The sequence below is a fragment of the Micromonospora arida genome, assembly GCF_042873195.1.
In the GTDB taxonomy this organism is placed as follows: Bacteria; Actinomycetota; Actinomycetes; order Mycobacteriales; family Micromonosporaceae; genus Micromonospora; species Micromonospora arida.
In genome coordinates this window covers 141,293-166,874 of the sequence record NZ_JBIALC010000002.1, presented here as the reverse complement: position 1 = coordinate 166,874, position 25,582 = coordinate 141,293, and the positions used below count along the sequence as shown (strand labels likewise).

General features: G+C 71.4%; 21 protein-coding genes. 18 read left to right on the top strand and 3 right to left on the bottom strand.

Features of this window, described 5'->3' with window-relative positions:
• Window position 1: 1 nt before the first annotated feature.
• The gene (locus tag ACFYP0_RS07415; protein ID WP_386995008.1) at window positions 2-1,438 is read right to left on the bottom strand and encodes a gamma-aminobutyraldehyde dehydrogenase; all 1,437 of its coding nucleotides are present in this window, start codon (window positions 1,436-1,438) and stop codon (window positions 2-4) included.
• 142 nt (window positions 1,439-1,580) lie between these two features.
• On the opposite strand from ACFYP0_RS07415, the gene ACFYP0_RS07410 reads away from it, so the two are divergent.
• Window positions 1,581-3,020: an aldehyde dehydrogenase family protein gene (locus tag ACFYP0_RS07410; protein ID WP_386995006.1), complete on the top strand. Its 1,440-nt coding sequence runs from the start codon at window positions 1,581-1,583 to the stop codon at window positions 3,018-3,020.
• Here the strand turns inward: ACFYP0_RS07410 and ACFYP0_RS07405 are convergent.
• A complete protein-coding gene (locus ACFYP0_RS07405) occupies window positions 3,017-4,264 on the bottom strand; it encodes an SUKH-3 domain-containing protein (RefSeq protein WP_355494399.1) in 1,248 nt (415 codons plus the stop codon). The two genes, ACFYP0_RS07410 and ACFYP0_RS07405, sit on opposite strands and share 4 nt — an antisense overlap.
• Window positions 4,265-4,342: 78 nt before the next feature.
• Between ACFYP0_RS07405 and ACFYP0_RS07400 the strand changes: the two genes are divergently transcribed.
• The 12 genes from ACFYP0_RS07400 (at window position 4,343) to ahcY (ending at window position 18,958) form a co-directional block, all read left to right on the top strand.
• Window positions 4,343-4,765 carry a YbaB/EbfC family nucleoid-associated protein gene (locus ACFYP0_RS07400; RefSeq protein ID WP_124856981.1) on the top strand — a complete coding sequence of 141 codons (423 nt, stop codon included), beginning with the start codon at window positions 4,343-4,345 and terminating at the stop codon, window positions 4,763-4,765.
• Complete coding sequence (locus ACFYP0_RS07395) at window positions 4,762-5,094, top strand: hypothetical protein (protein WP_355494398.1); 333 nt, start codon at window positions 4,762-4,764, stop codon at window positions 5,092-5,094. The genes ACFYP0_RS07400 and ACFYP0_RS07395 overlap by 4 nt, the downstream gene beginning before the upstream one ends.
• Window positions 5,095-5,109: 15 nt before the next feature.
• A complete protein-coding gene (locus ACFYP0_RS07390) occupies window positions 5,110-9,225 on the top strand; it encodes a toxin glutamine deamidase domain-containing protein (RefSeq protein ID WP_356975926.1) in 4,116 nt (1,371 codons plus the stop codon).
• A 34-nt stretch (window positions 9,226-9,259) separates the two neighbouring features.
• The gene (locus ACFYP0_RS07385; RefSeq protein ID WP_356975928.1) at window positions 9,260-9,514 is read left to right on the top strand and encodes a hypothetical protein; all 255 of its coding nucleotides are present in this window, start codon (window positions 9,260-9,262) and stop codon (window positions 9,512-9,514) included.
• A 676-nt stretch (window positions 9,515-10,190) separates the two neighbouring features.
• A complete protein-coding gene (gene nfi, locus ACFYP0_RS07380) occupies window positions 10,191-10,832 on the top strand; it encodes a deoxyribonuclease V (RefSeq protein ID WP_124857011.1) in 642 nt (213 codons plus the stop codon).
• Window positions 10,833-10,983: 151 nt separating this feature from the next.
• Window positions 10,984-12,045: a hypothetical protein gene (locus ACFYP0_RS07375; protein WP_355494393.1), complete on the top strand. Its 1,062-nt coding sequence runs from the start codon at window positions 10,984-10,986 to the stop codon at window positions 12,043-12,045.
• Window positions 12,046-12,114: 69 nt separating this feature from the next.
• Window positions 12,115-13,500: a phosphomannomutase/phosphoglucomutase gene (locus tag ACFYP0_RS07370; protein WP_355494392.1), complete on the top strand. Its 1,386-nt coding sequence runs from the start codon at window positions 12,115-12,117 to the stop codon at window positions 13,498-13,500.
• 61 nt (window positions 13,501-13,561) lie between these two features.
• Window positions 13,562-13,747, top strand: a complete 186-nt coding sequence (locus tag ACFYP0_RS07365) for a Trm112 family protein (RefSeq protein WP_091394023.1) — start codon at window positions 13,562-13,564, stop codon at window positions 13,745-13,747.
• A complete protein-coding gene (locus ACFYP0_RS07360) occupies window positions 13,744-14,940 on the top strand; it encodes an SIS domain-containing protein (RefSeq protein ID WP_124856967.1) in 1,197 nt (398 codons plus the stop codon). Before ACFYP0_RS07365 ends, ACFYP0_RS07360 begins: the two co-directional genes overlap by 4 nt.
• Window positions 14,941-15,007: 67 nt before the next feature.
• Complete coding sequence (locus ACFYP0_RS07355; RefSeq protein WP_355494391.1) at window positions 15,008-16,015, top strand: cation diffusion facilitator family transporter; 1,008 nt, start codon at window positions 15,008-15,010, stop codon at window positions 16,013-16,015.
• Between the two features lie 3 nt (window positions 16,016-16,018).
• On the top strand, window positions 16,019-17,182 hold the full coding sequence (manA, locus tag ACFYP0_RS07350) for a mannose-6-phosphate isomerase, class I (protein WP_355494390.1): 1,164 nt from the start codon (window positions 16,019-16,021) through the stop codon (window positions 17,180-17,182).
• Between the two features lie 276 nt (window positions 17,183-17,458).
• The gene (gene ahcY, locus ACFYP0_RS07345; RefSeq protein WP_355494389.1) at window positions 17,459-18,958 is read left to right on the top strand and encodes an adenosylhomocysteinase; all 1,500 of its coding nucleotides are present in this window, start codon (window positions 17,459-17,461) and stop codon (window positions 18,956-18,958) included.
• A gap of 262 nt (window positions 18,959-19,220) precedes the next feature.
• On the opposite strand, the gene ACFYP0_RS07340 is transcribed toward ahcY, so the two are convergent.
• Window positions 19,221-19,367, bottom strand: a complete 147-nt coding sequence (locus ACFYP0_RS07340) for a hypothetical protein (RefSeq protein ID WP_334497919.1) — start codon at window positions 19,365-19,367, stop codon at window positions 19,221-19,223.
• 136 nt (window positions 19,368-19,503) lie between these two features.
• Between ACFYP0_RS07340 and efeU the strand changes: the two genes are divergently transcribed.
• The 5 genes from efeU (at window position 19,504) to mtrB (ending at window position 25,553) form a co-directional block, all read left to right on the top strand.
• Window positions 19,504-20,409 carry an iron uptake transporter permease EfeU gene (gene efeU / locus ACFYP0_RS07335; protein WP_355494388.1) on the top strand — a complete coding sequence of 302 codons (906 nt, stop codon included), beginning with the start codon at window positions 19,504-19,506 and terminating at the stop codon, window positions 20,407-20,409.
• 22 nt (window positions 20,410-20,431) lie between these two features.
• Window positions 20,432-21,565 carry an iron uptake system protein EfeO gene (efeO, locus tag ACFYP0_RS07330; protein WP_124862804.1) on the top strand — a complete coding sequence of 378 codons (1,134 nt, stop codon included), beginning with the start codon at window positions 20,432-20,434 and terminating at the stop codon, window positions 21,563-21,565.
• A 25-nt stretch (window positions 21,566-21,590) separates the two neighbouring features.
• Window positions 21,591-22,868, top strand: a complete 1,278-nt coding sequence (gene efeB, locus ACFYP0_RS07325) for an iron uptake transporter deferrochelatase/peroxidase subunit (RefSeq protein ID WP_355494387.1) — start codon at window positions 21,591-21,593, stop codon at window positions 22,866-22,868.
• Between the two features lie 225 nt (window positions 22,869-23,093).
• On the top strand, window positions 23,094-23,783 hold the full coding sequence (gene mtrA, locus ACFYP0_RS07320; RefSeq protein ID WP_030331519.1) for an MtrAB system response regulator MtrA: 690 nt from the start codon (window positions 23,094-23,096) through the stop codon (window positions 23,781-23,783).
• Between the two features lie 12 nt (window positions 23,784-23,795).
• Entirely contained in the window at window positions 23,796-25,553 is a 1,758-nt protein-coding gene (mtrB, locus tag ACFYP0_RS07315) for an MtrAB system histidine kinase MtrB (RefSeq protein ID WP_355494386.1), read from the top strand.
• The last annotated feature ends 29 nt before the right edge of the window (window positions 25,554-25,582 follow it).

The window sequence follows — 25,582 nt, the reverse complement described above, 5'->3', positions numbered from 1 at the left end:
GTCAGCTCCCCAGGTTGTGCATGACGTGCTTGATCCGGGTGTAGTCCTCCAGGCTGTAGACCGAGAGGTCCTTGCCGTGCCCGGAGTGCTTGAAGCCACCGTGCGGCATCTCCGAGACGAACGGGATGTGCGTGTTGACCCAGACGCAGCCGAAGTCCAGTCGACGGGTCATCCGCATGGCCCGGCCGTGGTCCCGCGTCCAGACCGATGCGGACAGGCCGTAGTCGACGCCGTTGGCCCAGCGCACCGCCTCGTCCTCGTCGGAGAAGCGCTGCACGGTGATGACCGGCCCGAACACCTCGTCCTGGATGATCTCGTCGGCCTGACGCAGCCCGGAGACCACTGTCGGCGCGTAGAAGTAGCCGCGTTCGCCCTGCCGGGACCCGCCGGTCTGGATCGCCGCGTGGTCCGGCAGGCGGTCCACGAAACCGCTGACCCGGGTGAGCTGGTTGGCGTTGTTCAGGGGGCCGTAGAGCACGTCGGCGTCGTCCGGGGCGCCGGTCTTCGTGTTGCGGGCCTGCTCGGCGAGCGCCGCCACGAAGTCGTCGTGGACGCCGGGGCCGGCCAGCACCCGGGTGGCCGCCGTGCAGTCCTGCCCGGCGTTGAAGTAGCCGCCCAGCGCGATGGCCTCGGCGGCCGCCGCCACGTCCGCGTCGTCGAAGATCACCACCGGGGCCTTGCCGCCCAGCTCCAGGTGGGTGCGCTTCAGGTCGGGGGCCGCCGCGGCGGCGACCTCCATGCCCGCGCGGGTCGAGCCGGTGATCGACACCAGCTGGGGGGTCGGGTGCGACACGAGGGTACGACCGGTGTCCCGGTCGCCGCAGACCACGTTGAACACCCCCGGTGGGAAGAACTCGGCGGCGATCTCGGCGAGCAGCAGCGTCGACAGCGGGGTGGTGTCCGACGGCTTGAGCACCACCGTGTTGCCGGCGGCGAGCGCGGGGGCGATCTTCCAGACCGCCATCATCAGCGGGTAGTTCCAGGGGGTGACCTGCGCGCAGACGCCGATCGGCTCACGCCGCACGTAGGAGGTGTGCCCGGCCAGGTACTCCCCGGCGGACCGCCCCTCCAACATCCGGGCGGCACCGGCGAAGAACCGGAACTGGTCGACCGCCGGCGGAAGCTCCTCCTCGGCGGTGAGCTGGCGGGGCTTGCCGGTGTTGCGGACCTCGGCGTCGACCAGCTCGGCGGCGCGCGCCTCCACGGCGTCGGCGAGCTTGAGCAGCGCTCGCTGCCGCTCGGCGGGGGTGACCTCCCGCCAGCTCTCGAACGCGGTGGCGGCGGCGCTCATCGCCGCGTCCACGTCGGCGGCCCCGGAGACCGGGGCCTGGGCGAACACCTCACCCGTGCAGGGGTCGACCAGGTCGGCGTAACCGCCATCGGACGGGTCGACGTAGGAGCCGTTGACGAAGTTGCGCAGCTGCTGCTGGTCACTCATGAGGGATCACTCCGAGGGGGCCGGGGGCGCTGTTCTGCGGCGGTTATCGCAATCTCTCTGCCATCTTCGCTACTGAATTCGCGGCAGACAAGGGTTATCGCGACTGTTTCCGTCGGCTGGTCGCTCGGCTACTCTGCTCGGCGTGGAGCCCGCAGCCTTCTTCGTCGCCTCCCGCCCCGCCACCGGCGAGGGTGAGTTGACCGTCCACCACCCGTACGACGGCCGCCCGGTGGGGCGTACCACAGTCGCCACGCCCGACCAGGTCGACGCTGCCGTCGCCGCGGCGGCCGGGGTGGCCGCGCAGGCCGCGGCCCTGCCCGCGCACGCCCGCGCGGCGGCCCTCGACCACGTGTCCCGGCGGCTCGCCGAGCGCGCGGGCGAGATCGCCGCCCTGATCACCGCGGAGAACGGCAAGCCGCTCAAGTGGGCCCGCGCCGAGGTCGGGCGTGCGGTGTCGACCTTCCGCTGGGCCGCCGAGGAGGCCCGCCGCTTCTCCGGCGAGTTGCAACGACTCGACACCGACCCCGCCGCCGGCGGGCGGATCGCCCTGGTCCGCAGGGTGCCGCGCGGGCCGGTGCTGGGCATCACGCCGTTCAACTTTCCGCTCAACCTCGTCGCCCACAAGGTGGCGCCGGCCATCGCCGTCGGCGCGCCGATCATCGTCAAGCCCGCTCCCGCGACGCCCCTGACCGCGCTGCTGCTCGGCGAACTGCTGGCCGAGACCGACCTCCCCGCCGGAATGTTCTCGGTGCTGCCGCTGCCCAACGACCGCGCCGCCGAACTGGTCACCGAACCCCGGCTACCGGTGGTGTCGTTCACCGGCTCCGGGCCGGTCGGAACTGCCATCCGCCGCGCCGCCCCGGAGAAGCACGTGACGCTGGAGTTGGGCGGCAACGCCGCCGCGGTGCTCTGTGCGGACTGGACCGCCGACGAGGACCTGGACTTCGCCGCGCAGCGCATCGCCACGTTCGCCAACTACCAGGCCGGCCAGTCGTGCATCGCCGTCCAGCGGGTGTACGTGCACCACGCTCTGCACGCCGACTTCCTGCCCCGGCTGGTGGCGGCGGTGCGGGGGCTGCGGACCGGGGACCCCGCGTCCGAGCTGACCGACGTCGGGCCGATGGTGTCCGAGGACGCGGCCCGCCGGGTCGAGACGTGGGTGGCCGAGGCCGTCGCCGCCGGCGGCACCGTCGAGGTGGGCGGCCTCCGCGACGGCGCGACCTACCCCCCGACCGTGCTCACCGGCGTGCCGGCGAACGCCAAGGTCGTGGCCGAGGAGGTGTTCGGACCGGTGCTGGTGGTCACCCCGGTCGCCGACGACCAGGCCGCGTTCACGGCGGTCAACGACTCGGCGTACGGCTTGCAGGCCGGCGTCTTCACCCGGCGCCTGGACGTGGCCTTCGCCGCCGCCCGCGCGCTGGAGGTGGGCGGGGTGATCGTCGGCGACGTGCCGTCGTACCGCGCCGACCAGATGCCCTACGGCGGGGTGAAGGGCAGCGGCGTCGGCCGGGAGGGGCTGCGCAGCGCGATGGACGACTACACCGAGCCGCGGGTCATGGTGCTGACCGGCCTCACGCTCTAACTGGGGTCGGCCTGCCAGGTGCCGTCGTCGCGGACCCGGGCGGGGGCGCGGCCGAGCAGCAGGGTGGTCAGCGCGGCGTCGATGGTGTCGCCGAGGAACCATTCGCCGGCCTGGTCGAGTGCGAAGACCCGGCCGCGTTCGTCCACCGCCAGGATGCTGTCCTGCTGTTCGGTGCCGATCGGAAAGAGGCGTACGCCGAGCACCGCGCCGAAGTCCGCGAGGGTGTCGGCGGTGTGCGCGATGGTGTGCGGGCGGATGTCGAAACGGGAGATCCACACCTGCTCGCCCCTGCCGCGCCGCGCACCGACCAGGCTGGGGAACGCGGTCAGCGCCTCCACGGCGGCGGGAAAGACCTCGTGCCGATGGTTGCGCCCCGGCACCGACGTGACGTCCCGTACGGCGGCGGCGGCCATGATCTGATCCCCGATGTGCGGCCGCCAACCGGCCGCGACCAGCGCGTTTGCGACCTCCGCCGGGAACCGCCCAGGATCGGGGTCGGTTGCCTCCGGCGCGTTCCAGGTCTCGGTGTAGGCGCGAGCCGACTGCGGCAGGACGTTCGCCCGCACCAGGAAGGCGATGCACGAGTCGCAGGGCCGCTCGGCGGGCCCACCAGCGGGATCGCCCGGCTCACGGATTCGGAAGATCTCGAAGCGGGCGCCCTCCAGCAGCGCCGCCGCCTCGGCCCGCCCCATCGGCGCTATGCCCTCGGCGGCGCGGCGGTGGTCGTACTCGTGCAGGACGTCGGAGACCACGATCAGCTCGGCGTGAGCCTCCCCGCCGCGAACCAGCTCGCCGGGAGGCAATTGGCGCAGATAGTCACTTACCAGCGGATGGTGGTTGAGCGGCACGTCGGCCTTCGTGCCCTGGGCCGTCCAGATCCGTCCGTCGATGGTCAGGTGCGCGGCGGTGTTCGGGGTGGCGCCTCGATGGATTTCCCGGACCAGCAGGCTCGACGGGTCGAGAGTGCGGGGAGCTGTCGGCCCCGCGGGCTGGCTGCGCCGGTACAGCTCCGCCACCACGGTGCTCGGCACCCGAGGCCAGGTCGTGACCTTGCCGGTCTGCTTGTCGATGACTGTCGTCGGCAGGTCACCCGGCACCGTGCGCACCTCGGTGGGCACGACGGACGTGATGACGTAACCCAGGTCGAACTCGTCGACCATCGGGGTGCACTCGTGGCCGAGGCGCTGTGAGTCACGGCGGGCCCAGGTGGCTGCGAGCTGCTCGGCCTGTTGTCGGTCGATCACGCATTGAAACTACCGGACTACACGGATCGATGGCGGCCGGTATTGTCTCGCTCTACCGACGGTGACGGGAGGGCGGCGGTGGACGAACAGGCGGACCGGGGTGTCAATCGCGAGCTACGGGCCCGATTCGACGACGTCTATGGGCAGTACCAGCAGCTCAGATCCGGTTTGGACACCCTACAGACGCGACTCGCCGCGCTGCGGGTGACCCGCCGGTCGGCCGACGGGCAGGTGTCGGCGACCGTGGGCGCGCAGGGCCAGTTGATCGAGGTCGAGCTGACGGCGGCCATCTACCGGGACCGCGACGCTGATGCGCTCGGCCGAAAGGTCACCGAAACGATCCGGGCCGCCGCGACCGCCGCCGCCGACGCCACCCGCGACCTCGTCGCCGAGAGCATGCCGGCCGGCTCCGGTGCGACGGACTTCCTCAAGACCGGCGATTACGCCACGCTGCTCGGTCGGGCCGACGCCGTACTCGGCAAGGGTGAGGCGAAGCCATGACCGACGGACAGCTCTGGCTTGATCCCTCCCGGGCCCGCCGGGGCGGCGCCGACCTGGCGCTCGCCGGCGAGGCGGTGACGGCCCGTCGTGCGGCGGAGGGGGGCGCGATCGAGGCCGCCAGCGGTGCCCGGCCCTGGGGTCGCGACGACATCGGCGCCGCCTTCGAGCGCAACTACCGCGGGTTCGAGCAGACCGTGCTGCGGGCCTGGGCCGGCGTCGGGCACCGGCTCACCGAGCTGGGCAGCGACGTGGCCGAGGCGGTCGACGCGAGCGTGCAGACCGACGGGGCCAGCGCCGCCCGGGTCGGTCGGGCCGCCGAGCGGCGCTGACGGCCGACGATTCCGATGAGCGTGCTGCCGAGCCCCATCCCGCACCCCCTGGACTACGCGCCGTGGGACGTGCCCGGCTGGATCTACGAGGCCCTCGACTGGGTGGTCGGCGTGCAGTGGCCGGAGGGCGACGAGCGGGCCGTCTGGGATGTCGCCGACCAGTGGTACGCGGTCGCCTCCGTGCTCGCCGGGCCGCACGCCGACGCCGCCGCGGCCGCCGTCGAGGTGCACAACGGGTACGGCGGCGTAGGGGCTGTCGACGCGGCGTTCGAGGCGGCCTGGCGGGGGATCGCCGAGGGCGCCGACGCCCCGCTGCCCGTGCTGCTCGCGGTCACGGCCGACCTGGGCCGACTGGTCGAGGAGTGCGGTTGCGACATTGAGGGCGCCAAGCTGGAAGTCTGGATCGAGCTGGGCATCCTGGTCATCGAGTTGCTGACCGTGGCGGTGGCGGCGGTGTTGACCGCCGGCGCGGCAACCCCGGCCGCCGGCGCGGCGATCACCGCGACGCGGCTGCTGGTCCAACAGATCTTCAAGCGGCTGATGGGCCAACTGGCCAGCAAGTCCCTCAAGCACGGGCTCAAGGAGGCCGGCGAGCGGGCCGCCAAGGAGGTCGCTCGAGGTGGTGCGCGCGGTCTCGCCAAGCGGGCCGCCCGGGGAGGGCTGGAGGAGGCCACCGAGGAGGCCGGTGTCACCCTGGCCACCCAGGCGTACCAGAACTCCACCGGGCGGGCACACGGCCTGGACCTGACCGATCTCGGTGCTTCTGCCGTCGGCGGGCTGGCCGGCGGGGCGGTGGCACCGTTGGCCGGCCTGGGCCGGCACGCGACCGGGCGAGCGGCGAAGGTCGGGGAGCACCTGGGGCGGGAGATGACCGGCGAGGTGCTCGCCGACAGCGCGGCGAGCCTGGCCACCGGTCAGGGCCTGACCTCGATGGAGGACGTGGCGCGCGCCGCCGCGTCCGGGGCCACCGGTTCGGCGACCGGGCAGACCGACCACGCGCTACGCGCCCGGCTCGATGCCCAGGCCAACGCCCTCGCCGGAGCATCGTTCACGGGTCCATCCCTGCCGTCTGTGCCGCCTGTCACGGGGGATGCGGCCTCCGCGGGGGCGTCTCCCTCCCTCGGAGTCTCGTCTGCTGCGGCCTCGGCCTCGGCGGGGGCTGTTTCTGCGGGGGCTGTCGGTGGTGTGGCCTCGGGCGGTCTGGTTACGGCTGCGGGCATTCCGGCGCAGGCGACAGAGAGCGTCGCCACCACGGCGCCGAACCAGTCGGCTGCGCCGACGTCACCGGTTGTCGAGCAGTCACGGGGAGCCGGGCTGGCGTCTCCGGTCGCGCCCGACGTGCAGACGTCGTCCCCGATGCTGGTTGGCGCGTTGTCCGACATGGACGTGGTGGACCGTTCGGTGCGCGCGTCCGAGGTGACACCCTCGACGGGCGGGTCGTTCGGCGACAGAGCGGGCGTTCCGCACCCGGCCGACCCCACGCTCTCGGCGGCGACCGTCAACCCGGCCACATCGGCGGTGGCTGTCGGTCCGGTCGCGTCGGCGTCGGCTGCCGATCCGGCCACCTCGGCGGTGGCTGATCCGAGTCAATCTGTGGTGGGTGCCGATCCGAGGCTTTCGTCGGCGTCCGCGCCCGTGGTCGGTCCCCTCGAATCGAGCAGCGGGCCGGCTGCCACCGGTGTGCCGCCGGTCCAGCCCGGCAACTCGCCGCACCCCAGCACCGCCGGGCCGACCACCTGGTCTCCGACGACCGGACCCTCCGCACCGACGATCACCCCCGGCCCGGCGGCACCGGTCACCTTCGGCGTCCCGACCACCACCAACGGGCCCCTGCCGGTCGCCTCCACCCCACCGGCGGTGGGTCGGTTCGCCGTGCCGTCGCGTGTCCCGACCCGGGAGACGCCCGCACCGGTGCGAGCGGCCGACCATCCCGCCCGGGGACGGGCGTCGATCCCCGTCGACGTGGCCGCGTTCGGCGCCCCGTCGGTGCGCGAGCCCGAGACCAACGACGCGTACGCGGCGCAGTGGGCCGCAGCGGCGGAAGCCGCCGAGCGGCGGCGCTACCAGGACCACTACGAATCGCTGCGGATCGGGTTCGAGAACAACCGCCGGCAGGCCGAGGCCGCCCGACTGCGCACCCGTGCCGTGGAGCACGATCGCCGAGCCGTCGAGTACGCCACCTACGCCCGACAACTGCACCAGGCCGGCAACCGGCAGTGGGCCGACGGCTGGCAGCGCGCCGCGAACGAGGAAGCTCGCGCGTACGCCGAATGGCGTGACGTGGCAGACGCGGTGCTGGCCGGCACCACGGCCCCGCCGGTGGTGGACATCAGCGCCACCTTCGAGCATGCCAACCGGGACGTGGGTGCTCTCGCGCTCGGCGCGGTGGAGACCTCCGGCCCGTCCAGGCTCACCGGCGACGACGATCCGCCGCCGATCGACGACTCCCGGCCGTACGGGCAGCCCGGAGGACTCCGGCCACCGCTCGCCCTGCACCAGGTCGACGTCGAACGACAGATGCCCCGTGAGCCGGACGGCACCGTCACCCGCACCGCCGACCCCCGACACGGCGGCTGGTTCGGGCTGCTCAACGACGGCGGCCCCGCGGCCGACGCCACCCGGGGCATCAACTGCCTGGACTGCACGCTGTCCCTGTTCGAGACGTGGGTGCACGGGCGACCCCGCGTGTCGGCGCCCCGAACCTTCGACGGCTACCTCGACGGTGACATCCGGCGCCCCATCCGTGGCGAGGCCGGCGGCCCAGGTCGGGTGGAGGACGTGACCGGCGGGCGCTTCCAGCAACTCCTCGCCCCGGCGTCCGGTCAACGTACGGACTCCGCGCAGGCGCGGCAGGCCGCCGACCGGGGCTACCGCAACCTGCACGACCAACTGCTGCTGGGCGGCCACGGCAGCTACTCGTTCCTGGTCACCGAGTGGGCGCACGGCGGTTCGCACGCCTGGGTGGCGCTCAACCAGAACGGCACAGTGCTCTACGTGGACCCGCAGAACGGCGTGGTCCGGGACCGGCCGCTCTACCCCAACGTGGTCGGCATCGACGCGCTGGTGCTGAGCGGAGACGGCCGACCGATGCCGCTCGGCGGACTACCCCGGGGCCGGTTCAGCGAACGGCCCGACCTGCCGCATCACCCGCCGACGCACGACGACGGCGGCCACGGCGACCCGTACATCAACCGGATGTACCTGCTCCTCGACGGCCCGGGCTCGGCGCAACACCCGGTCAGGCCAACCGGTGATCCGACCACAGCACATGACCTGGGTGATCCAGCCGATGAGTTGGCGCAACTTACCGCAGGGGAGTTGGCCGCTCTGACCGAGCTTCGGCAGCGAGCCCTCGCGGTCGCCGATCGAGTCGAAGAGGCTCTAGATCAGGTCGGGCGTAACGTGACGGAGGCCCTGGGTCTTGAAGAGCCGGTGCAGTTGCGCGACCGCGCCACGCGCGTCAAAGGGCTCGGTTCGCTGGCACGTAAGTTCGTCGATGAGACGCGGGGCCTGAACATTGGGGTCGAGGAGTTCTCGCAGACGGTGAACGACGTCCTCCGGTTCCTGTTTGAGATGCCAACCGGGGTGAACTACCTGCGGGGCGTTCAGTTGGTGCTTGCGGGCCTCACGGAAGCCGGGTTCTCCGTTCCACAGTCGGACCTCAAGAACTTCTGGCGGGCGGGTAACAGGTTCTACGGATTCAACTGCACCCTACGAACTCCCTACGGGTTCCTCGTCGAACTACAGATGCACACGCGTGACTCACGGGAAGCGTGGATGCAGACTCACGGCGACTACGAGATCCTGCGCCGGGCCTCGTGCCGGCCGGAGGAGCATGTGCACGCCTTCCTGCGGATGCTTGCGGCGAACCGTGATCACCAGATGCCGGAGTCCGTCCCGGACGGCTTGGAGGAATATTTCCCGACGAAGGACGCGAGCTTTGCCAAGTGGTTGAGCAAGAGCGGAGATGCCTGGCCGAAGTATCGGTCGTGGCTCGACCGTCAAGGGATCAGCTTCTCCCAGGTAGTGCACGAGTTGGGTTTGAAGTCTTCCGATTTTCCCATTGCAGGGGACGTCGCCATCAAGTTGGAGAAAGAAATTGTTGACGTACTACGTGATCTACCGGAATGACGAGAGGGTCGGGGGTCCTGCTGGGCTCTTCGTAATGGACGTAGGCGCAGGTAATGCCATTCTCTGGGATCACCGCAGCGGGCGCTGGGCCTTCGACCCAGCACTGGTCGTGCGCTTCGTCAACGACTATCGAAACGTCGACCGCTTCGAAACCGTTGATCGGGCGACGGCCGAGAGAGTGGCCGAGACTGTCAGCGGGGGCCGTGCGCTGCCCGACGAGGACGACATCCGAGCCATGTTCGCGCCCGACGCCAGCGCGGGCGGCCCGCAGCCATCCGGTCGGCAGTGATTGGGTGTGCCGGCGTTGCGCTCATTCGTGGGGACTGAGGGAGACGCCGCGAAATCTGATCGGTCTGGCGGTTCTGGCCGTGACCGATGGCGATCGGGAAGCTGCCCGTCAGTTGCTCGACGAGGCGGCCGAGCTCGCGGTCACAGCGGCGCGCAGGGGGTTGGCCGGTGGGTCGAGGGGGCCCGCGACGAGTTGAGGGTCGCCCTGTCGTGAACGGCTATCCGTAGGGCCTTGGCGGCGCCGAATAAGATCGACGCATGGTGAGATCTGGCACGAAGGGCATCAGGTCGACTGTCTGGGCCTGGCCGGTTGGCATCCTGGTTGGCCTGGCGATCGGCCTTGCGGTGTTCGGGGCGAAGGGTGGCGTCGCCTTCGGTGTCGCCCTCGGCATTGCCTTCGTGTTCGGCCTGGGTGCGATCAGGGGCCGGGCCGACGGCGATCCTGTCCGGGGTGGCCAGGATGGCGGGGCCGCCGGGAATGGCGCCGGTGCCTCAGGGCGAGGGTGATCGACTCCGGTTCATTGATGTCGGGGCATCCAGGGCTGCGTGACCACCCGACTTCCGTGAAGCCGAGTGGATCATGGCGCGCGTCGCGCGCGCCGCACGCGCCGGGCACGAGGGGCGCGCCGGGCACGGCGGCCACGGGGACACAAGGGCCGGGCAGTGTCGCCGAGGCGGTGGCCGTACAGGAGGAGTTGCGACCGTTGGTGGACCTGGTCGGGCCGGGGCCGAGCGCGCCCGCGACGGTGGCCGGCCTGGACGTCGCGTACGCCGAGGGTGGTGACCTGCTGGCTGCGGCCGTGACGGTCCTGGACGCCCGGACCCTGGCGGTGGTGGACTCGGCAGTCGATGTGGGGCGACCCGCGTTCGGCTATGTGCCGGGGTTGTTCGCCTTCCGTGAGTTACCCGCGTTGCTCGCTGCGCTCGACCGTCTTACCACCATCCCGGACCTGCTGGTCTGCGACGGGCACGGGCTGGCCCATCCGCGCCGGTTCGGGCTCGCCTGCCACCTGGGGGTGGTCACCGGGTTGCCCGCTATCGGGGTGGCGAAGACGCCACTGGTCGGGGTGTGGGATCAGCCGTCCGCCGAGCGGGGTTCCTGGTCGTCGTTGCGCGACGGTGGTGAGGTCCTCGGTCGGGTGCTGCGGACCCGTGACGGGGTGAAGCCGGTCTTCGTCAGCGTCGGCCATCGGGTGAGCCTGGAGAACGCGACTGCGCAGGTGCTCGCGTTGACTCCGCGCTACCGGCTGCCGGAGACCACCCGCACCGCCGACCGGCTGTGCCGTGATGCCCTCGCCGAGGCGGAGCAGGCCCGCTGATTGGCTGGTCAGTCCGCCCACCAGGAGGCCGGCGGGAGGGGCCGTAAACCGTAACGCCGCACACATGCGGGGCGCTCTATGACCGGTGGGATGGGTGGGCCGGTAGTAGCCTGACCCGCGGACCCCACCCGGGGAGAACGGCGAGGTAATCATGACAGTGCGTCGACGCGTGGCACGGCTCGCGGCGGTCTGCGGTCTTGCGGGCGGCCTGGTGATGCTCGGTGCGTCACCGGCGCTGGCCGATCAGGACTCGGTCCGGGTGGGCGCGGCCAGTAGCTTCGCCGCCGGTGGTTCCGCGCAGGGGGTGAACGTCGCGGTGCGCAAGCGCACCGACGGGTGCGTCCTGCTGCGTACCGCGCTGGGCTTCAGCCTGGAGGGTCTTCAGCCGAACCAGGTGGCGGTCGAGGTCAACGCGGGTGGGCGCTGGTTCCCGGTGGCTGTCACCGGCGGCACCGGCACCGTGTCGACCGCGCAGACGTCACCCTTGAAGCCGACGCTGTGCAAGGGCAAGGGCATCACGGTGCGGTACCGGGTGGCGTTCGCGGCGGGTTCGCCGGGCGGCCGTCTGGTGGTCACCGGCGCGGGCATCAGCGCCGCAGGCCAGACGCTGGGTCGCGCCACCGACGCGGCGCGGCTGACCGGAGCCCGGGTCACTCCGTCGCCGACTCCGTCACAGTCGAAGAAGCCGACGCCGACCCCGAGCCCGACCGAGGTCGCGACCGTCGACGAGGCGGTGAACCCGGCGGCGCAGGGTGGCGTCTCCGCGGCGCCGAACAGCACGGCGGCCGCCGCCGAGTCGTCCTTGGGAGGATCACCGGTGATGTACTTCGGCATTGTGCTGGTGGCGGTCGGACTGCTGCTCATCGTGCTGCTGTTCCGCCGCTCGCGGCAGGACCGGAAGCCGTCCGACGACGCGCCCGGCACCCTGCCGGGCAACCCCGGCGGCACCACCTACCGCGCCGGGGGTGGGTTGCCGGCCGCGCCCGGTCGCCCCGGTCAGGTGTACGGCCAGCAGCCGCCGCCCGCCGCCTGGGGTGGTGCGGTGCCGTCACCGCGTCCCGCCACCGGCGGGGTTTACGGTGCCCGGCCGGACGCCCCGGCGCCGGAGGCCACCCAGCCGATGCCGGGTCGGCCCGACGGTCGCCCGAACCCTGGTGACCCGCCCACCGACGGCGGCGGCCACACCGTGTTCATTCCCCGGCTCCCCGGCTGAGCGGAGTACGGGCCGGCCCTCCGTTAGGCTCAGGATCGGTGTCTAACCTGCGGCCAAGGAGTGGAACACGTGTCTGATCTGTCCCAGATTGTGAAGGCGTACGACGTCCGCGGGACGGTGCCGGACCAGTGGGACGAACGGGTCGCCGAGGCACTGGGCGCCGCCTTCACCCAACTGCTCAACTCCACGGACGAGCCGGGCGACTCCGTCGTCGTCGGGTACGACATGCGGGCCACCTCGCCCGGCCTGGCCGCGGCGTTCGCCGCCGGCGTACGCGCCGAGGGGCGCTCGGTGATCGAGATCGGCCTCGCCTCCACCGACCTGCTCTACTACGCGTCCGGTTCGCTCGACCTGCCCGGCGCGATGTTCACCGCCAGCCACAACCCCGCGCAGTACAACGGCATCAAGATGTGCCGCTCCGGTGCCCGCCCGATCGGCCAGGAGAGCGGCCTGGCCGAGATCCGGGAGCGGGCCCAGGCCCTCCTGGACTCGGGCGACGCTCGTCCCGCCGGTGCCCCGACCCGGCCGGCCGAGCGGCGCGACCTGCTCCCCGACTACGCCGGCTACCTGCGCAAGCTGGTCGACCTGTCGGGCATTCGGCCGTTGAAGGTGGTCGTCGACGCCGGCAACGGCATGGGTGGCTTCACCGTTCCGACCGTGCTGGGCGACGCGGCCCTGTCGCCGCTGCCGCTGGAGATCGTGCCGCTCTACTTCGAGTTGGACGGCAGTTTCCCCAACCACGAGGCCAACCCCCTTGACCCGGCGAACCTGGTCGACCTCCAGCGCGCGGTGGTCGAGCACGGGGCAGACATCGGGTTGGCCTTCGACGGTGACGCCGACCGGTGCTTCGTGGTGGACGAGCGCGGTGAACCGGTCTCACCGTCGGCGATCACCGCACTCGTGGCCGCCCGTGAGTTGGCCAAGCACCCGGGTTCCACGGTGATCCACGGCCTGATCACCTCCAGCGCCGTGGCGGAGATCATCCGGGAGCACGGTGGGCAGCCCGTCGTCGCCCGGGTCGGGCACTCCTTCATCAAGGCGGAGATGGCCCGTACCAACGCCGTCTTCGGTGGCGAGCACTCCGCGCACTACTACTTCCGGGACTTCTGGTTCGCCGACACCGGGATGCTCGCGGCGATGCACACGTTGGCCGCGTTGGGCGAGCAGTCGCTGCCGCTGTCCGTGTTGGCCGGTGAGTACGAGCGCTACATCGCCTCCGGCGAGATCAACTCGACGGTGGTCGACCAGGCGGCAGCGGTGGCCGAGGTGCGTGCCGCGTACCCCGACGCGGTGGCCGACGAGATGGACGGGCTCACCCTGCGTTTCCCCGATGGCGCCTGGTTCAACCTGCGCGCCTCCAACACCGAGCCGCTGCTACGACTCAACGTCGAGGCGCCCACCCGGGATCGGATGGTCTCGCTCCGGGACGACGTGCTCGACCGCGTTCGCCGATAAGATCGCCTGCGCCGGTCGGCACCGCCGTCGGTCAAGCCGTACACGTGGAAGGAGCCGCGCCATGGCCCTGGATCCGCAGTTGCTCGAGATCCTCGCCTGTCCGGACACGCACCACGCCCCGCTCACCTACGACGCCGAGGCGCAGACGTTGACCTGTACGGAGTGCGGCCGGATCTTCGAGGTCCGCGACGACGTGCCGGTGCTGCTGCTCGACGAGGCGCGCGGCGGCCCCGGGCAGTCCTCATGATCGACGGTACGGCCGGGGTCAGCGGGCGCCGTGACGCCGACGAGGCCCTGCTCGACAACCCGCAGGCGTTGGCCGAGGCCGACCCGGGCGGCATGCTCCGGCACACGGCGTCGGCCGGTGCGCAGGTTCGCGAGAGCGCCGCGCTGGCAGCCGAGGCGAACCTCGCGGTGCTCGCCGACGACGGGCGGCCCCGAGCCGTCGTGATCGCCGGCATCGGCACCGCCGGGCGTACCGGGGACGTGCTGGCCACGGTCGCCGGGCCACGCTGCCCGGTCCCGATCATCGGGCACCGCTCCGCCGGCGTACCCGGTTGGGTGGGCGCGGCCGACGTGGTGATCGCGGTGAGCGCGTCCGGACGTAGCCCGGAGGCGCTCGGCGCGGCCGAGGCGGCCCACCGCCGTGGTGCCCGACTCGTCGCGGTGGGTGCCCCGGACTCGCAGTTGCAGTCGATCGCCGAGCAGGCCCGGGCGCCGTTCATCCCGGTGCCCCGGCGTGCCCCGGCCCGGGCCAGCCTCTGGGCGCTCACCGTGCCGGTCCTGCTCGCCGCCCGTTCCCTCGGGCTCGTGAAGGTCAACGAGGCGGACCTCGCGGAGACCGCTGCCCGGCTCGACGCGGACGCCGACCGCTGCCGGTCCGCCGGCGAGTCCTTCGTCAACCCGGCGAAGTCACTGGCGCTGGGCCTGGCCGGCTCGATCCCGATCGTCTGGGGTTCGTCCCCGCTGGCCACGGTGGCGGCCCGCCGGTTCGGCGACACCCTGTCGGCCAATGCCCGCTACCCGGTGGTCACCGGAGCGCTGGGTGAGGCCGGGCGGGGTCGGGTCGGGCTGCTCGACGGCGTCTTCGGCGGCCTGGCCGAGGGGGAGCGGGACATCTTCGCCGACCCGGCCGAGGACGACGGCGAGGGCACCCGGCTGAGGCTGGTGCTGCTGCGCGACGGCGGGCTCAACGCCGAGGACGACACCGACGAGCCGCTCGCCGTCGAGGAGCGCCGTGCTGACGCGGTGCAGACCCTCGCGGAGCGCCGCGGCGTGCGGTGCGACGTGGTGACCGCCGAGGGCGGCTCCGCCCTGGAACGGCTGGCGTCGCTGATCGCCGTTCCGGATTTCGCCTCGATCTACCTGGCTCTGGCACACGGGTTGGACCCGATGGCCGTTCCGGCCATCACCGAGATGAAGGAGCTGTCGAACCAGTGAACGAACGTAGGGGGCGGCGCGTCATGCGCGGACCGGGCGGCTTCGTGTGGCGAAGCGGAGCGGTGGCATGAGCGCCAACGGTGGGACGAAGGCGATTGTCGCCGCCCTGCTGGCCAACATCGGCATCGCCGTCACCAAGTTCGTCGCGTTCCTGCTCTCCGGCTCGTCGTCGATGCTGGCCGAGGCGGTCCACTCGGTTGCCGACTCCGGTAACCAGGGCCTCCTGCTGCTCGGTGGCAAGCGGGCGAAGCGCGCGGCCACCCCGGAACACCCTTTCGGGTACGGCCGGGAGCGCTACATCTACGCGTTCATCGTGTCCATCGTGCTGTTCAGCATCGGTGGTCTGTTCGCGCTCTACGAGGCGTACCACAAGTGGCATCACAAGGGCGGCATCGAGTCCTGGCAATGGCTGCCGGTGGTCGTGCTGGTGTCGGCGATCATCATGGAGTCGTTCTCCTTCCGGACCGCCATCAAGGAGTCCAACCACATCCGGGGCAACCAGTCCTGGGTGCGTTTCATCCGCCGGGCCAAGGCGCCGGAGCTGCCGGTGGTGCTCCTGGAGGACTTCGGCGCGCTGGTCGGTCTGGTGTTCGCCCTGTTCGGCGTCACCATGACGCTGATCACCGGCAACGGCGAGTGGGACGCCGCCGGCACCGCGATGATCGGCATCCTGCTGGTCGTCATCGCCGTCGTGCTGGCCATCGAGACGAAGAGCCTGCTGCTCGGTGAGGGCGCCGAGGCGTCCGAGTTGGCTGCCATCGAGCGGGCCGTCACCGACGGCCCCGAGGTGGAGCGGATCATCCACATGAAGACGCTCTACCTGGGCCCGGAAGAGCTGATGGTGGCCGCCAAGATCGCCGTGCCGGAGTGGGAGAGCGCCCACGACCTGGCCCGTGGCATCAACGCCGTCGAGGCGCGGATCCGCGCCGCGGTGCCGACCGCCCGGGTGATCTATCTGGAGCCGGACGTCTACAGCGCCGCCGCCGCCGCGGCCGGCACCGGTGCCGCGGCCGACACCGCCGTGCCGCAGCCGCAGGACACGTCGGGCGAGGCGGCCGGGCGGCCCGGGGGCTGACGGGTGGAGCCACTGTACGGGCCGATCCGGGACTACGCCTGGGGCTCGCGCTCGGCCATCGCCCTCCTTCAGGGGCGATCGGTGCCGAGCGCGGGTCCGGAGGCGGAGCTGTGGTTGGGGGCCCATCCGGGTGCTCCAGCCCACGTGGATCGCGCCGGTCTGCGGGTGAGCCTCTGTGACCTGGTGCGGGACGAACCAGGTCAGTGGCTCGGCCAGCGGGTGTCCGAGCGGTTCGGCAGCCGGCTGCCGTTCCTGCTCAAGGTGCTCGCGGCCGACGCTCCGCTGAGCCTGCAGGCCCACCCGGACGCCGAGCAGGCACAGGCCGGCTACGCGGCGGAGGCGGGGCGCCCCGAGGGGCAGCGCAACTACTCCGACCCGCACCACAAGCCGGAGTTGCTGGTCGCACTCACCCCGTTCGAGGCGCTGTGCGGTTTCCGGGATCCGGCGGAGTCGGCCGAGGCGCTCGCCGCGTTCGGCGTACCGGCGTTGGCGCCGGTGGTCGCCGCGTTGCGGGCCGGGCCGGCGGGGTTGCGGACGGCGGTGCGGACGCTGCTCGGCTGGCCGGTCGCCAGGCGTCACGACCTGCTGGCCGCGGTGGTGGCAGCGCCGGCCGACGGCCCGGACGCGGAGCTGACCCGCCGGCTGGCCAGGGCGTACCCGGGGGATCCGGGTGCGCTGGTCGCGCTGCTGTTGCACCACCTGCGGCTGGAGGCGGGGGAGGCGATCTGGATGCCCGCCGGCAACCTGCACGCCTACCTGAGCGGCTGCGGCGTGGAGATCATGGCGGCCAGCGACAACGTGCTACGCGGCGGCCTGACCCCGAAGCGGGTGGACGTCGACGAGTTGCTGCGGGTGCTGCGCTTCGAGGTGCTCGACGATCCGGTGCGGGCCGCGCAGCCGGTCGGCCCGGGCGTGGACTGGTGGCCTGTGCCGGTGGACGATTTCGCGCTGCACCGGGTGCGGGTCGACGCGGCGGTGCCGTCGGTGACGCTGCCTCTGCCCGGCCCCCGGGTGGTGCTCTGCGCTGGCGGTTCGATCACCGTGGACGACGGTGCTGGCGCGTTGACGCTGGTCTCGGGCGAGGCGGCGATCGGTACGGCGTTGGGAGCGCCGCTGCGGATCGACGGCACCGGTGTGGCGTACGTGGCGACGTCCGGGCTGCGCTGACCTCTACTCGGGCAACGACACAAGTCCGACTTTCCCGGAATAGCTTGACGTCACCCTGGCCGAGTGTGACTCTATGAGTACGCAGCGTTATCGCGACGACGGTCCGAGAACGTGCGGGGGAACCAAACCGGGGGGATGCACGGGGCGGGCGGGACGTGGGCGGGTATCCGTCCATCACCGACCGCCCCGTGCGCTGTCCGCCGACCATGCCTGATGCCCGTCGGCGACGCGCGTAAGGTGGAGGGTCGGCGCAGACATCGTTCGACAGGAGCTTTCATGACCAGCACCCTCCCGGCGTCCGCCAGCGGCACGCCGTCCGAGGCCCGGCCGAGCACGCTCGCCGAAGGCGACTTCAAGGTGGCGGATCTGTCGCTCGCCGAGTTCGGGCGTAAGGAGATCCAGCTCGCCGAGCACGAGATGCCCGGCCTGATGGCGATCCGGCGCGAGTTCGCCGAGGCGCAGCCGCTCGCCGGCGCGCGGATCACCGGCTCCCTGCACATGACCATCCAGACCGCCGTCCTGATCGAGACGTTGGTCGCGCTCGGCGCGCAGGTGCGCTGGGCGTCCTGCAACATCTTCTCCACCCAGGACCACGCCGCCGCGGCGATCGTCGTCGGCCCGGACGGCACCCCCGAGGCTCCGGCCGGGGTTCCGGTGTACGCCTGGAAGGGCGAGACCCTGCCCGAGTACTGGTGGTGCACCGAGCAGGTGCTCGCCTGGCCGGACGGGCAGGGCCCCAACATGATCCTCGACGACGGCGGCGACGCCACCCTGCTCGTTCACAAGGGTGCCGAGTTCGAGCGGGCCGGGGCGGTCCCGCCGGTCGAGTCCGCCGACTCCGAGGAGTACGCGGTCATCCTCGAGCTGCTGCACCGCTCGCTCGGCGAGGACGGCCAGCGCTGGACCCGGATCTCCGCCGGCATCAAGGGCGTGACCGAGGAGACCACCACCGGCGTGCACCGGCTCTACGAGATGCACCGGGCTGGCACCCTCCTCTTCCCGGCCATCAACGTCAACGACTCGGTGACCAAGAGCAAGTTCGACAACAAGTACGGCTGCCGGCACTCGCTCATCGACGGCATCAACCGCGCCACCGACGTGCTGATCGGCGGCAAGATGGCGGTCGTCATGGGCTACGGCGACGTGGGCAAGGGTTGCGCCGAGTCGCTGCGCGGCCAGGGCGCCCGGGTCGTGGTGACCGAGGTGGACCCGATCTGCGCGTTGCAGGCCGCGATGGACGGCTACCAGGTCGCCACCCTGGACGACGTGGTCGAGCAGGCCGACATCTTCATCACCGCCACCGGCTGCTTCGACGTCATCACCAACGAGCACATGGCCCGGATGAAGCACCAGGCCATCGTCGGCAACATCGGCCACTTCGACAACGAGATCGACATGGCCGGGCTGGCCAAGCGGTCCGACGTCGAGCGGATCAACATCAAGCCGCAGGTCGACCTGTGGCGTTTCGCCGACGGGCACGCCATCATCGTGCTCTCCGAGGGTCGCCTGCTGAACCTGGGCAACGCGACCGGGCACCCGAGCTTCGTCATGTCGAACTCGTTCGCCAACCAGACGATCGCCCAGATCGAGCTCTTCACCAAGACCGAGGAGTACCCGATCGGCGTCTACGTGCTGCCCAAGCACCTGGACGAGAAGGTGGCCCGGCTGCACCTCGGCGCGCTCGGCGCCAAACTGAGCACGCTGACCAAGGAGCAGGCCGCCTACCTCGGCGTCTCCACGGAGGGTCCGTTCAAGCCGGACCACTACCGCTACTGATCGACATCTCCGGACCGGGTCGGCTGTTCGCAGCCGGCCCGGTTCGTCGTCTCCGCCCTGCCCCCTGCGCTCCCGCGATCTGCCCTGCGCTCCCGCGATCTGCCCTGCGCTCCCGCGATCTGCCCTGCGCTCCCGCGATCTGCCCTGCGCTCCCGCGATCTTGCAGTTTCGGTTGGAGATTCACGGCTTTAGGTGCGATATGTCGCAGCAGAAAGTGCAAGATCGCGGGGCGCCGGGCCGGGGCGCCAGGGTCGGGGCTTGGTTAGCTGCGGCGGGTGGGGCGGAACCAGGTCCAGATGCACCAGGCCAGCCAGCCGAGCGAGACGAGGGTGGCCAGCGCCCGTAGGCGTAGTGCGCTGAGCAGCAGCACCACGGCCAGCACCGTCAACCACGGCAGGAATCCCCTCACGGCGCGATCTTCGCACGGTGGGGTTCGCCGCAGACAGGGTGAGCTTGTCGTGAACGACTTGACGGCGGCGCTGACCAGGAGGAAGGTATGCCTGCCCTAAGTCAGCCAAGGCGTGCCTAACCTACTCGGAGCCCGGATGTTCGCCACCTACCTGATCGGCCTGCGGGAAGGGCTCGAAGCCACCCTGGTGGTCAGCATCCTGGTCGCCTTCCTGGTGAAGTCGCAGCGCCGGGACCGACTGCCGCAGGTCTGGGCTGGCGTCGGCCTGGCCGTGGCGCTCTCGGTGCTCTTCGGCTGGCTGATCGAGTACACGTCGACCTCGCTGCTGTCCCGTTCCGAGGATCGTGAGTTGTTCGAGGCGATCACTTCGGTCGCCGCCGTGGTCTTCGTGACCTGGATGATCTTCTGGATGCGCCGGGCCGCCCGGACCATCGCCGGCGAGCTGCGGGGCAGGCTCACCGAGGCGCTGGCCGTCGGGTCCCTCGCCGTCGCTGGCATGGCCTTCCTCGCGGTGATCCGCGAGGGCCTGGAGACCGCGCTGATCTTCTACTCGGCCGCCCAGGGCGCGGCCGGCGACAGTGGTCCGCTGCTCGCGTTGATCGGCGGCATCGTCACCGCCGTGGTCCTCGGCGTGCTGCTCTACGCCAGCGCCCTGCGGATCAACCTCAGCAAGTTCTTCACCTGGACCGGCGCGCTGCTGATCCTGGTCGCCGCCGGCATCCTCAAGTACGGCGTGCACGACTTCCAGGAGGCCGGCGTCCTGCCCGGCCTGAACGACCTGGCCTTCGACATCACCGGCGCGCTCGACCCGAGCACCTGGTACGCGGCCCTGCTCGCCGGCATGTTCAACGTGACTCCGGCGCCCACCGTGCTGGAGACGATCGCCTGGGTCGCGTACGCCGTACCGGTGCTCCTGCTCTTCCTGCGACCGGCCCGGCGCAAGCCGGCACCCACCGCGACCACCACCACCGTCACCGAGCGCGGGGCCGACACCGATACCGGCGCCGAGGCCGAGGCGGCGTCCACGCCGCAGCGTGCCTGACCCACGAGGAGAGACAGCCCAGATGCGTACCACCCAGTTCTTCGCGCTGGCCGCCGCCGGCGTGCTGGCGACGGCCGGTCTGGCCGCCTGCTCCGACTCCGACAAGGGTGACTCGGCCGCGTCCGGCGGACCGATCGTGGTCAAGGCCAGCGACACCGCCTGTGAGGTCGGTTCGACCGACCTGGGTGCCGGCACCGCCACCTTCAAGATCACCAATTCGGGTGCGAAGGTGACCGAGTTCTACGTGTACGCCGACGGCGACCGCGTCATGGGCGAGGTGGAGAACATCGCCCCAGGGCTGAGCCGCGAGCTGCACGTGGAGCTGCCGGCCGGCACGTACCAGACGGCCTGCAAGCCAGGGATGAGTGGCAAGGGCATCCGGGGCGCGCTCAAGGTCAGCGGGTCGGCGCAGCCTCTCACCGCGGACGCCGCGCTGGGTGACGCCACCGACAACTACCAGCGCTACGTCAAGAGCCAGACCGCCGCGCTGCTGGACAAGACCGAGGAGTTCGTCAGCGCGGTCAAGGCCGGCGATGTGGCGAAGTCCAAGGCGCTCTACCCGGTCGCCCGCACGTACTGGGAGCGGATCGAGCCGGTCGCCGAGATCTTCGGTGACCTCGACCCCAAGATCGACGGCCGCGAGGAGGTCATCGAGGAGGGGATGGAGTTCACCGGCTTCCACCGGATCGAGAAGGACCTCTGGCAGTCCGGTGACATCAGCAAGGACGGCCCGATCGCCGACCGGCTGCTGGTCGACGTCAAGGAGATCGTGGCCAAGGCGAACGCCGAGAAGCTCTCGCCGCTCCAGCTCGCCAACGGCGCGAAGGAACTGCTCGACGAGGTCGCCAGCGGCAAGATCACCGGCGAGGAGGACCGCTACTCGCACACCGACCTGTGGGACTTCGCCGCCAACCTCGACGGTTCCAAGGCCGCCGTGTCCGCCCTGCGCCCTGCGTTGCAGCAGCGCTCGCCGGAGCTGGTCACGCAGTTGGACACCGAGTTCGCCAACGTCGAGGGACTGCTCGGCAAGCACCGCGACGGCGACGGATGGAAGCTGCACACCGCGCTGAGCAAGGCCGAGCTCAAGGAGCTCTCCGACGGGATCAACGCGCTCGCCGAGCCGATCAGCAAGGTCGCCGCGGCCGTCGCGAAGTGACCACCTGGCAGAAAGAGTCGAGTCGATGAGCGGGAGCAGGTTCACCCGGCGCCGGGCCATCACCCTGGCCGGCGCCGGGGTGGCCGGGGTCGCCGGAGTGGCGGCCGGCGCGGGGGCGCTGCTGAACGGCTCCCATGGCCCGGCCGCGGCGAACGACCACCCGGCCGGGGCCGTGCCGTTCCACGGTGAGCACCAGGCCGGCATCGTCACCCCGGCGCAGGACCGGCTGCACTTCGTGGCCTTCGACGTGATCACCAAGGACCGGGCCCGACTCGTCGAACTGCTGGAGGAGTGGACGGCCGCCGCCGCCCGGATGACCGCGGGGCGCGACGCCGGGGTGCTGGGTGCGGTCGGCGGTATGCCGGAGGCCCCGCCGGACGACACCGGTGAGGCACTCGGCCTGCCTCCCTCGCAGCTCACCCTCACCATCGGCTTCGGGCCGACGCTGTTCCGCGACGCCGACGGGCGGGACCGCTTCGGCCTCGCCGACCGTCGGCCCGCCGCTCTCGCCGAGCTGCCGAAGTTCCCCGGCGACGCGTTGCAGCCGCAGCTCTCCGGCGGCGACCTCTGCGTCCAGGCCTGCTCCAACGACCCGCAGGTGGCGGTGCACGCGATCCGCAACCTGGCCCGGCTCGGCATGGGCGTGGTGAGCGTCCGCTGGTCGCAGTTGGGCTTCGGCCGCACCTCGTCGACCTCCCGGGAGCAGGCCACCGCGCGCAACCTCTTCGGGTTCAAGGACGGCACGGCCAACCTCAAGGCCGAGGACACCGACCTGCTGCGCGACCAGTTGTGGGTGCAGCCGGGCGACGGACCGGACTGGATGGCCGGAGGCTCGTACCTGGTCACCCGCAAGATCCGGATGCTCGTGGAGACCTGGGACCGGACCTCCCTCGCTGAGCAGGAGGAGATCGTCGGCCGGACCAAGGGCAGCGGCGCGCCGCTGGGTCGCAGCGACGAGTTCGACGAGCCCGACTTCGCCGCCCGTGGCGCGGACGGGAAGCCGGTGATCGCCGAGCACGCGCATGTCACGCTGGCCCACCCGAGTCGGAACGGCGGCGCTCAGCTGCTGCGCCGGGGTTACAACTTCGTCGACGGCTCGGACGGCCTCGGCCGACTCGACGCGGGCCTCTTCTTCATCGCCTACCAGCGCGATCCACGCCGTCAGTTCGTGCCGATCCAGACGCAGTTGGCCCGGCACGACGTGATGAACGAGTACCTGCGACACGTCTCCAGTGGGGTGTTCGCCTGTCCTCCCGGGGTACGCGACGGCGGGGATCACTGGGGGCGTGGGCTGTTCGGCTGACCGTCGTCCGGATGGCGACAACCGGCTCGGCTCAGCCTGCGGTGGCGCCAGGCGGCGCCAAAGGGGGATCATGGTGGCAGCCTGGCGACGGCCCGTTCGCGCGCGCCAGGCACCGCAGCCGTGGCGCCGCCGCCGCGGACCGCGGTCACCGGTTTGACGGCGGCGCGAAGCGTTACCGGCGGACGCCGGTCCCACCGAACTGAATGAGGATGCAATATTAATCCCATGAGAGCCCGCGTACTGGTGGTCGACGACGACCCCGCGCTCGCCGAGATGCTCGGCATCGTGCTGCGCAGTGAGGGTTTCCTGCCCTCGTTTGTGGCGGACGGCGAGCGGGCGTTGGCCGCCTTTCGCGACAGTCGTCCCGATATCGTGCTGCTTGACCTGATGCTTCCCGGTATGAGCGGTATCGACGTGGCCCGGTCGATCCGGGCGGAGTCCGGCGTGCCCATCGTCATGCTGACCGCAAAGAGCGACACCGTGGACGTCGTGCTCGGCCTGGAGTCCGGCGCCGACGACTACGTGGTCAAGCCGTTCAAGCCCAAGGAGCTGGTGGCCCGGATGCGGGCCCGACTGCGGCGAGGTGAGGACGTGGCCCCGGAGATGCTCACCATCGGGCCTCCGGACAACCAGATCACCATCGACGTGCCCGCGCACACCGTGAGCCGCAACGACGAGGAGGTGAAGCTGACGCCGCTGGAGTTCGACCTGCTGGTCGCGCTCGCCCGCAAGCCACGTCAGGTCTTCACCCGCGAGGTGCTGCTCGAACAGGTCTGGGGCTACCGGCACGCTGCCGACACCCGTCTGGTCAACGTGCACGTCCAGCGGTTGCGGGCCAAGATCGAGCCGGACCCGGAGCGACCGGAAATCATCCTCACCGTGCGGGGCGTGGGCTACAAGGCAGGGACCGGATAGCCTGGTCGCACTGTGTCGACCACGCCGCCCCCACCCTCCCCGAGTACGGCTGCCCGCCGGCCCAGCGCCGGCGGGGAGCTCTGGCGTGCGGTGAGCGGTCGGGTCGCCCGTGCCGTGGGTCGGGCGCACCAGACCTGGCGCCGCTCGCTCCAGGTCCGGGTCGTGACCATCACGCTGGTCGCGTCCAGCCTGCTGGTCGGCGGGTTCGCGTTCCTGATCGCTGACAAGATCACCACAATCCTGCTCGACAGCGCGCGCAGCGACGTCCGGCAGCGGGTGACCAGCGGTGCCAGCTACGCGGCCAAGCAGGTCTCCTTCTACGGGCAGCCGCAGGAGGCGCAGCTTCAGGAGACCATCGACGGCACTGTCAACTACCTGGCCGGCGGCGACCCCCAGCAGACCAGCGGGGTGGTGGTCGCGATCACCGCCGACGGCTATCCCAACGACATCCAGACGCGCACCTCCCCGTCGGCGAACGTGCAGTCGCTGATCAGCCCCGAGCTGCGGGCCGCGATCGCCGACGGCAAGGTGGCCAGCCAGATCCGCACCGGGCGACTCACCGACAAGACCACCAAATACCTGGTCTACGGCTCGCCGGTGCCCACCCGCTTCGGCCAGATCGAGCTCTACTATCTGGTCCCGCTGGGCCGGCAGGACGTCACCGCCGCCGACGCCCGCGCCACAGTGGTGGCCACCGGGGTAGCGCTGGTGATCCTGCTCGGGTTGCTTGCGGCGCTGGTCACCCGGCTGGTGGTCAACCCGGTCCGGGTCGCCGCACGAACCGCCCAGCGGCTCTCCGCGGGCCTGCTCGATCAGCGGATGGTGGTCAACGGCGAGGACGACCTGGCCCTGCTCGCCGCGTCGTTCAACCAGATGGCCACCAACCTGCAACGGCAGATCCTGCGCCTGGAAGAGATGTCCCGGTTGCAGCGCCGCTTCACCTCAGACGTCTCCCACGAACTGCGTACCCCGCTGACCACGGTCCGGATGGCCGCCGACCTGATCTTCGCTGAGCGAGACGAGTTCGACCCGGCGGTCGCCCGTAGCGCCGAGCTGCTCCAGGCCGAGCTGGATCGATTCGAGGAGCTGCTCACCGACCTGCTGGAGATCAGTCGGTTCGACGCGGGCTTCGCCATGCTGGATTCCGAGCCGACCGACCTGGTGCCGGTGGTGCACCGGGTGGTCGACCGGCTGGCTGGCCTGGCCGAGCGGGTGGGCGTACCGATCGAACTCGACCTGCCGGGCACGCCGGTGATCGCCGAGGTCGACCCGCGCCGGGTCGAGCGGGTGTTGCGCAACCTGGTCGGCAACGCCGTCGAGCACGGTGAGGCCCGCCCGGTGCTGATCACCCTCGGCATCGACGAGACCGCCGTGGCGATCACCGTCCGCGACCACGGTGTGGGGCTGAAGGTGGGCGAGGAGAAGCTGGTGTTCAACCGGTTCTGGCGGGCGGACCCGTCCCGGGCCCGGCAGACCGGGGGCACCGGGCTGGGGCTGTCGATCAGCCTGGAGGACGCACGGCTGCACGGCGGCTGGCTGGAGGCGTGGGGTGCGCCCGGGCAGGGCGCGCAGTTCCGGCTCACCCTGCCGGCCCGTGCGGGCGATCGGCTGACCACCTCACCGCTGCGGCTGGTGCCGGCCGACGCCGCCCTGCCGTTCGGCGGCCCCCGCGACGGTGGGCCACTGGCCATCGGTCCCGGCACCGGCGGTGCATTGGCGATCGGCCCGGCTCCGGCCGGAGACGGGCAGCGGACGGAGGTGCGCTCGTGAGACGGCCAACTGTGCTCGGGGCCCTCGGC

Excerpts from the sequence above, each read along its gene's own strand:
- ACFYP0_RS07415 (WP_386995008.1), bottom strand. The coding sequence starts at position 1,438 with ATGAGTGACCAGCAGCAGCTGCGCAACTTCGTCAACGGCTCCTACGTC.
- ACFYP0_RS07395 (WP_355494398.1), top strand. The coding sequence starts at position 4,762 with ATGACCGACGGACAGCTCTGGCTTGATCCCTCCCGGGCCCGCCGGGGC.
- ACFYP0_RS07390 (WP_356975926.1), top strand. The coding sequence starts at position 5,110 with ATGAGCGTGCTGCCGAGCCCCATCCCGCACCCCCTGGACTACGCGCCG.
- ACFYP0_RS07385 (WP_356975928.1), top strand. The coding sequence starts at position 9,260 with ATGGACGTAGGCGCAGGTAATGCCATTCTCTGGGATCACCGCAGCGGG.
- ACFYP0_RS07375 (WP_355494393.1), top strand. The coding sequence starts at position 10,984 with ATGACAGTGCGTCGACGCGTGGCACGGCTCGCGGCGGTCTGCGGTCTT.
- ACFYP0_RS07365 (WP_091394023.1), top strand. The coding sequence starts at position 13,562 with ATGGCCCTGGATCCGCAGTTGCTCGAGATCCTCGCCTGTCCGGACACG.
- ACFYP0_RS07360 (WP_124856967.1), top strand. The coding sequence starts at position 13,744 with ATGATCGACGGTACGGCCGGGGTCAGCGGGCGCCGTGACGCCGACGAG.
- ACFYP0_RS07355 (WP_355494391.1), top strand. The coding sequence starts at position 15,008 with ATGAGCGCCAACGGTGGGACGAAGGCGATTGTCGCCGCCCTGCTGGCC.
- ahcY (WP_355494389.1), top strand. The coding sequence starts at position 17,459 with ATGACCAGCACCCTCCCGGCGTCCGCCAGCGGCACGCCGTCCGAGGCC.
- efeU (WP_355494388.1), top strand. The coding sequence starts at position 19,504 with ATGTTCGCCACCTACCTGATCGGCCTGCGGGAAGGGCTCGAAGCCACC.
- efeO (WP_124862804.1), top strand. The coding sequence starts at position 20,432 with ATGCGTACCACCCAGTTCTTCGCGCTGGCCGCCGCCGGCGTGCTGGCG.
- efeB (WP_355494387.1), top strand. The coding sequence starts at position 21,591 with ATGAGCGGGAGCAGGTTCACCCGGCGCCGGGCCATCACCCTGGCCGGC.
- mtrA (WP_030331519.1), top strand. The coding sequence starts at position 23,094 with ATGAGAGCCCGCGTACTGGTGGTCGACGACGACCCCGCGCTCGCCGAG.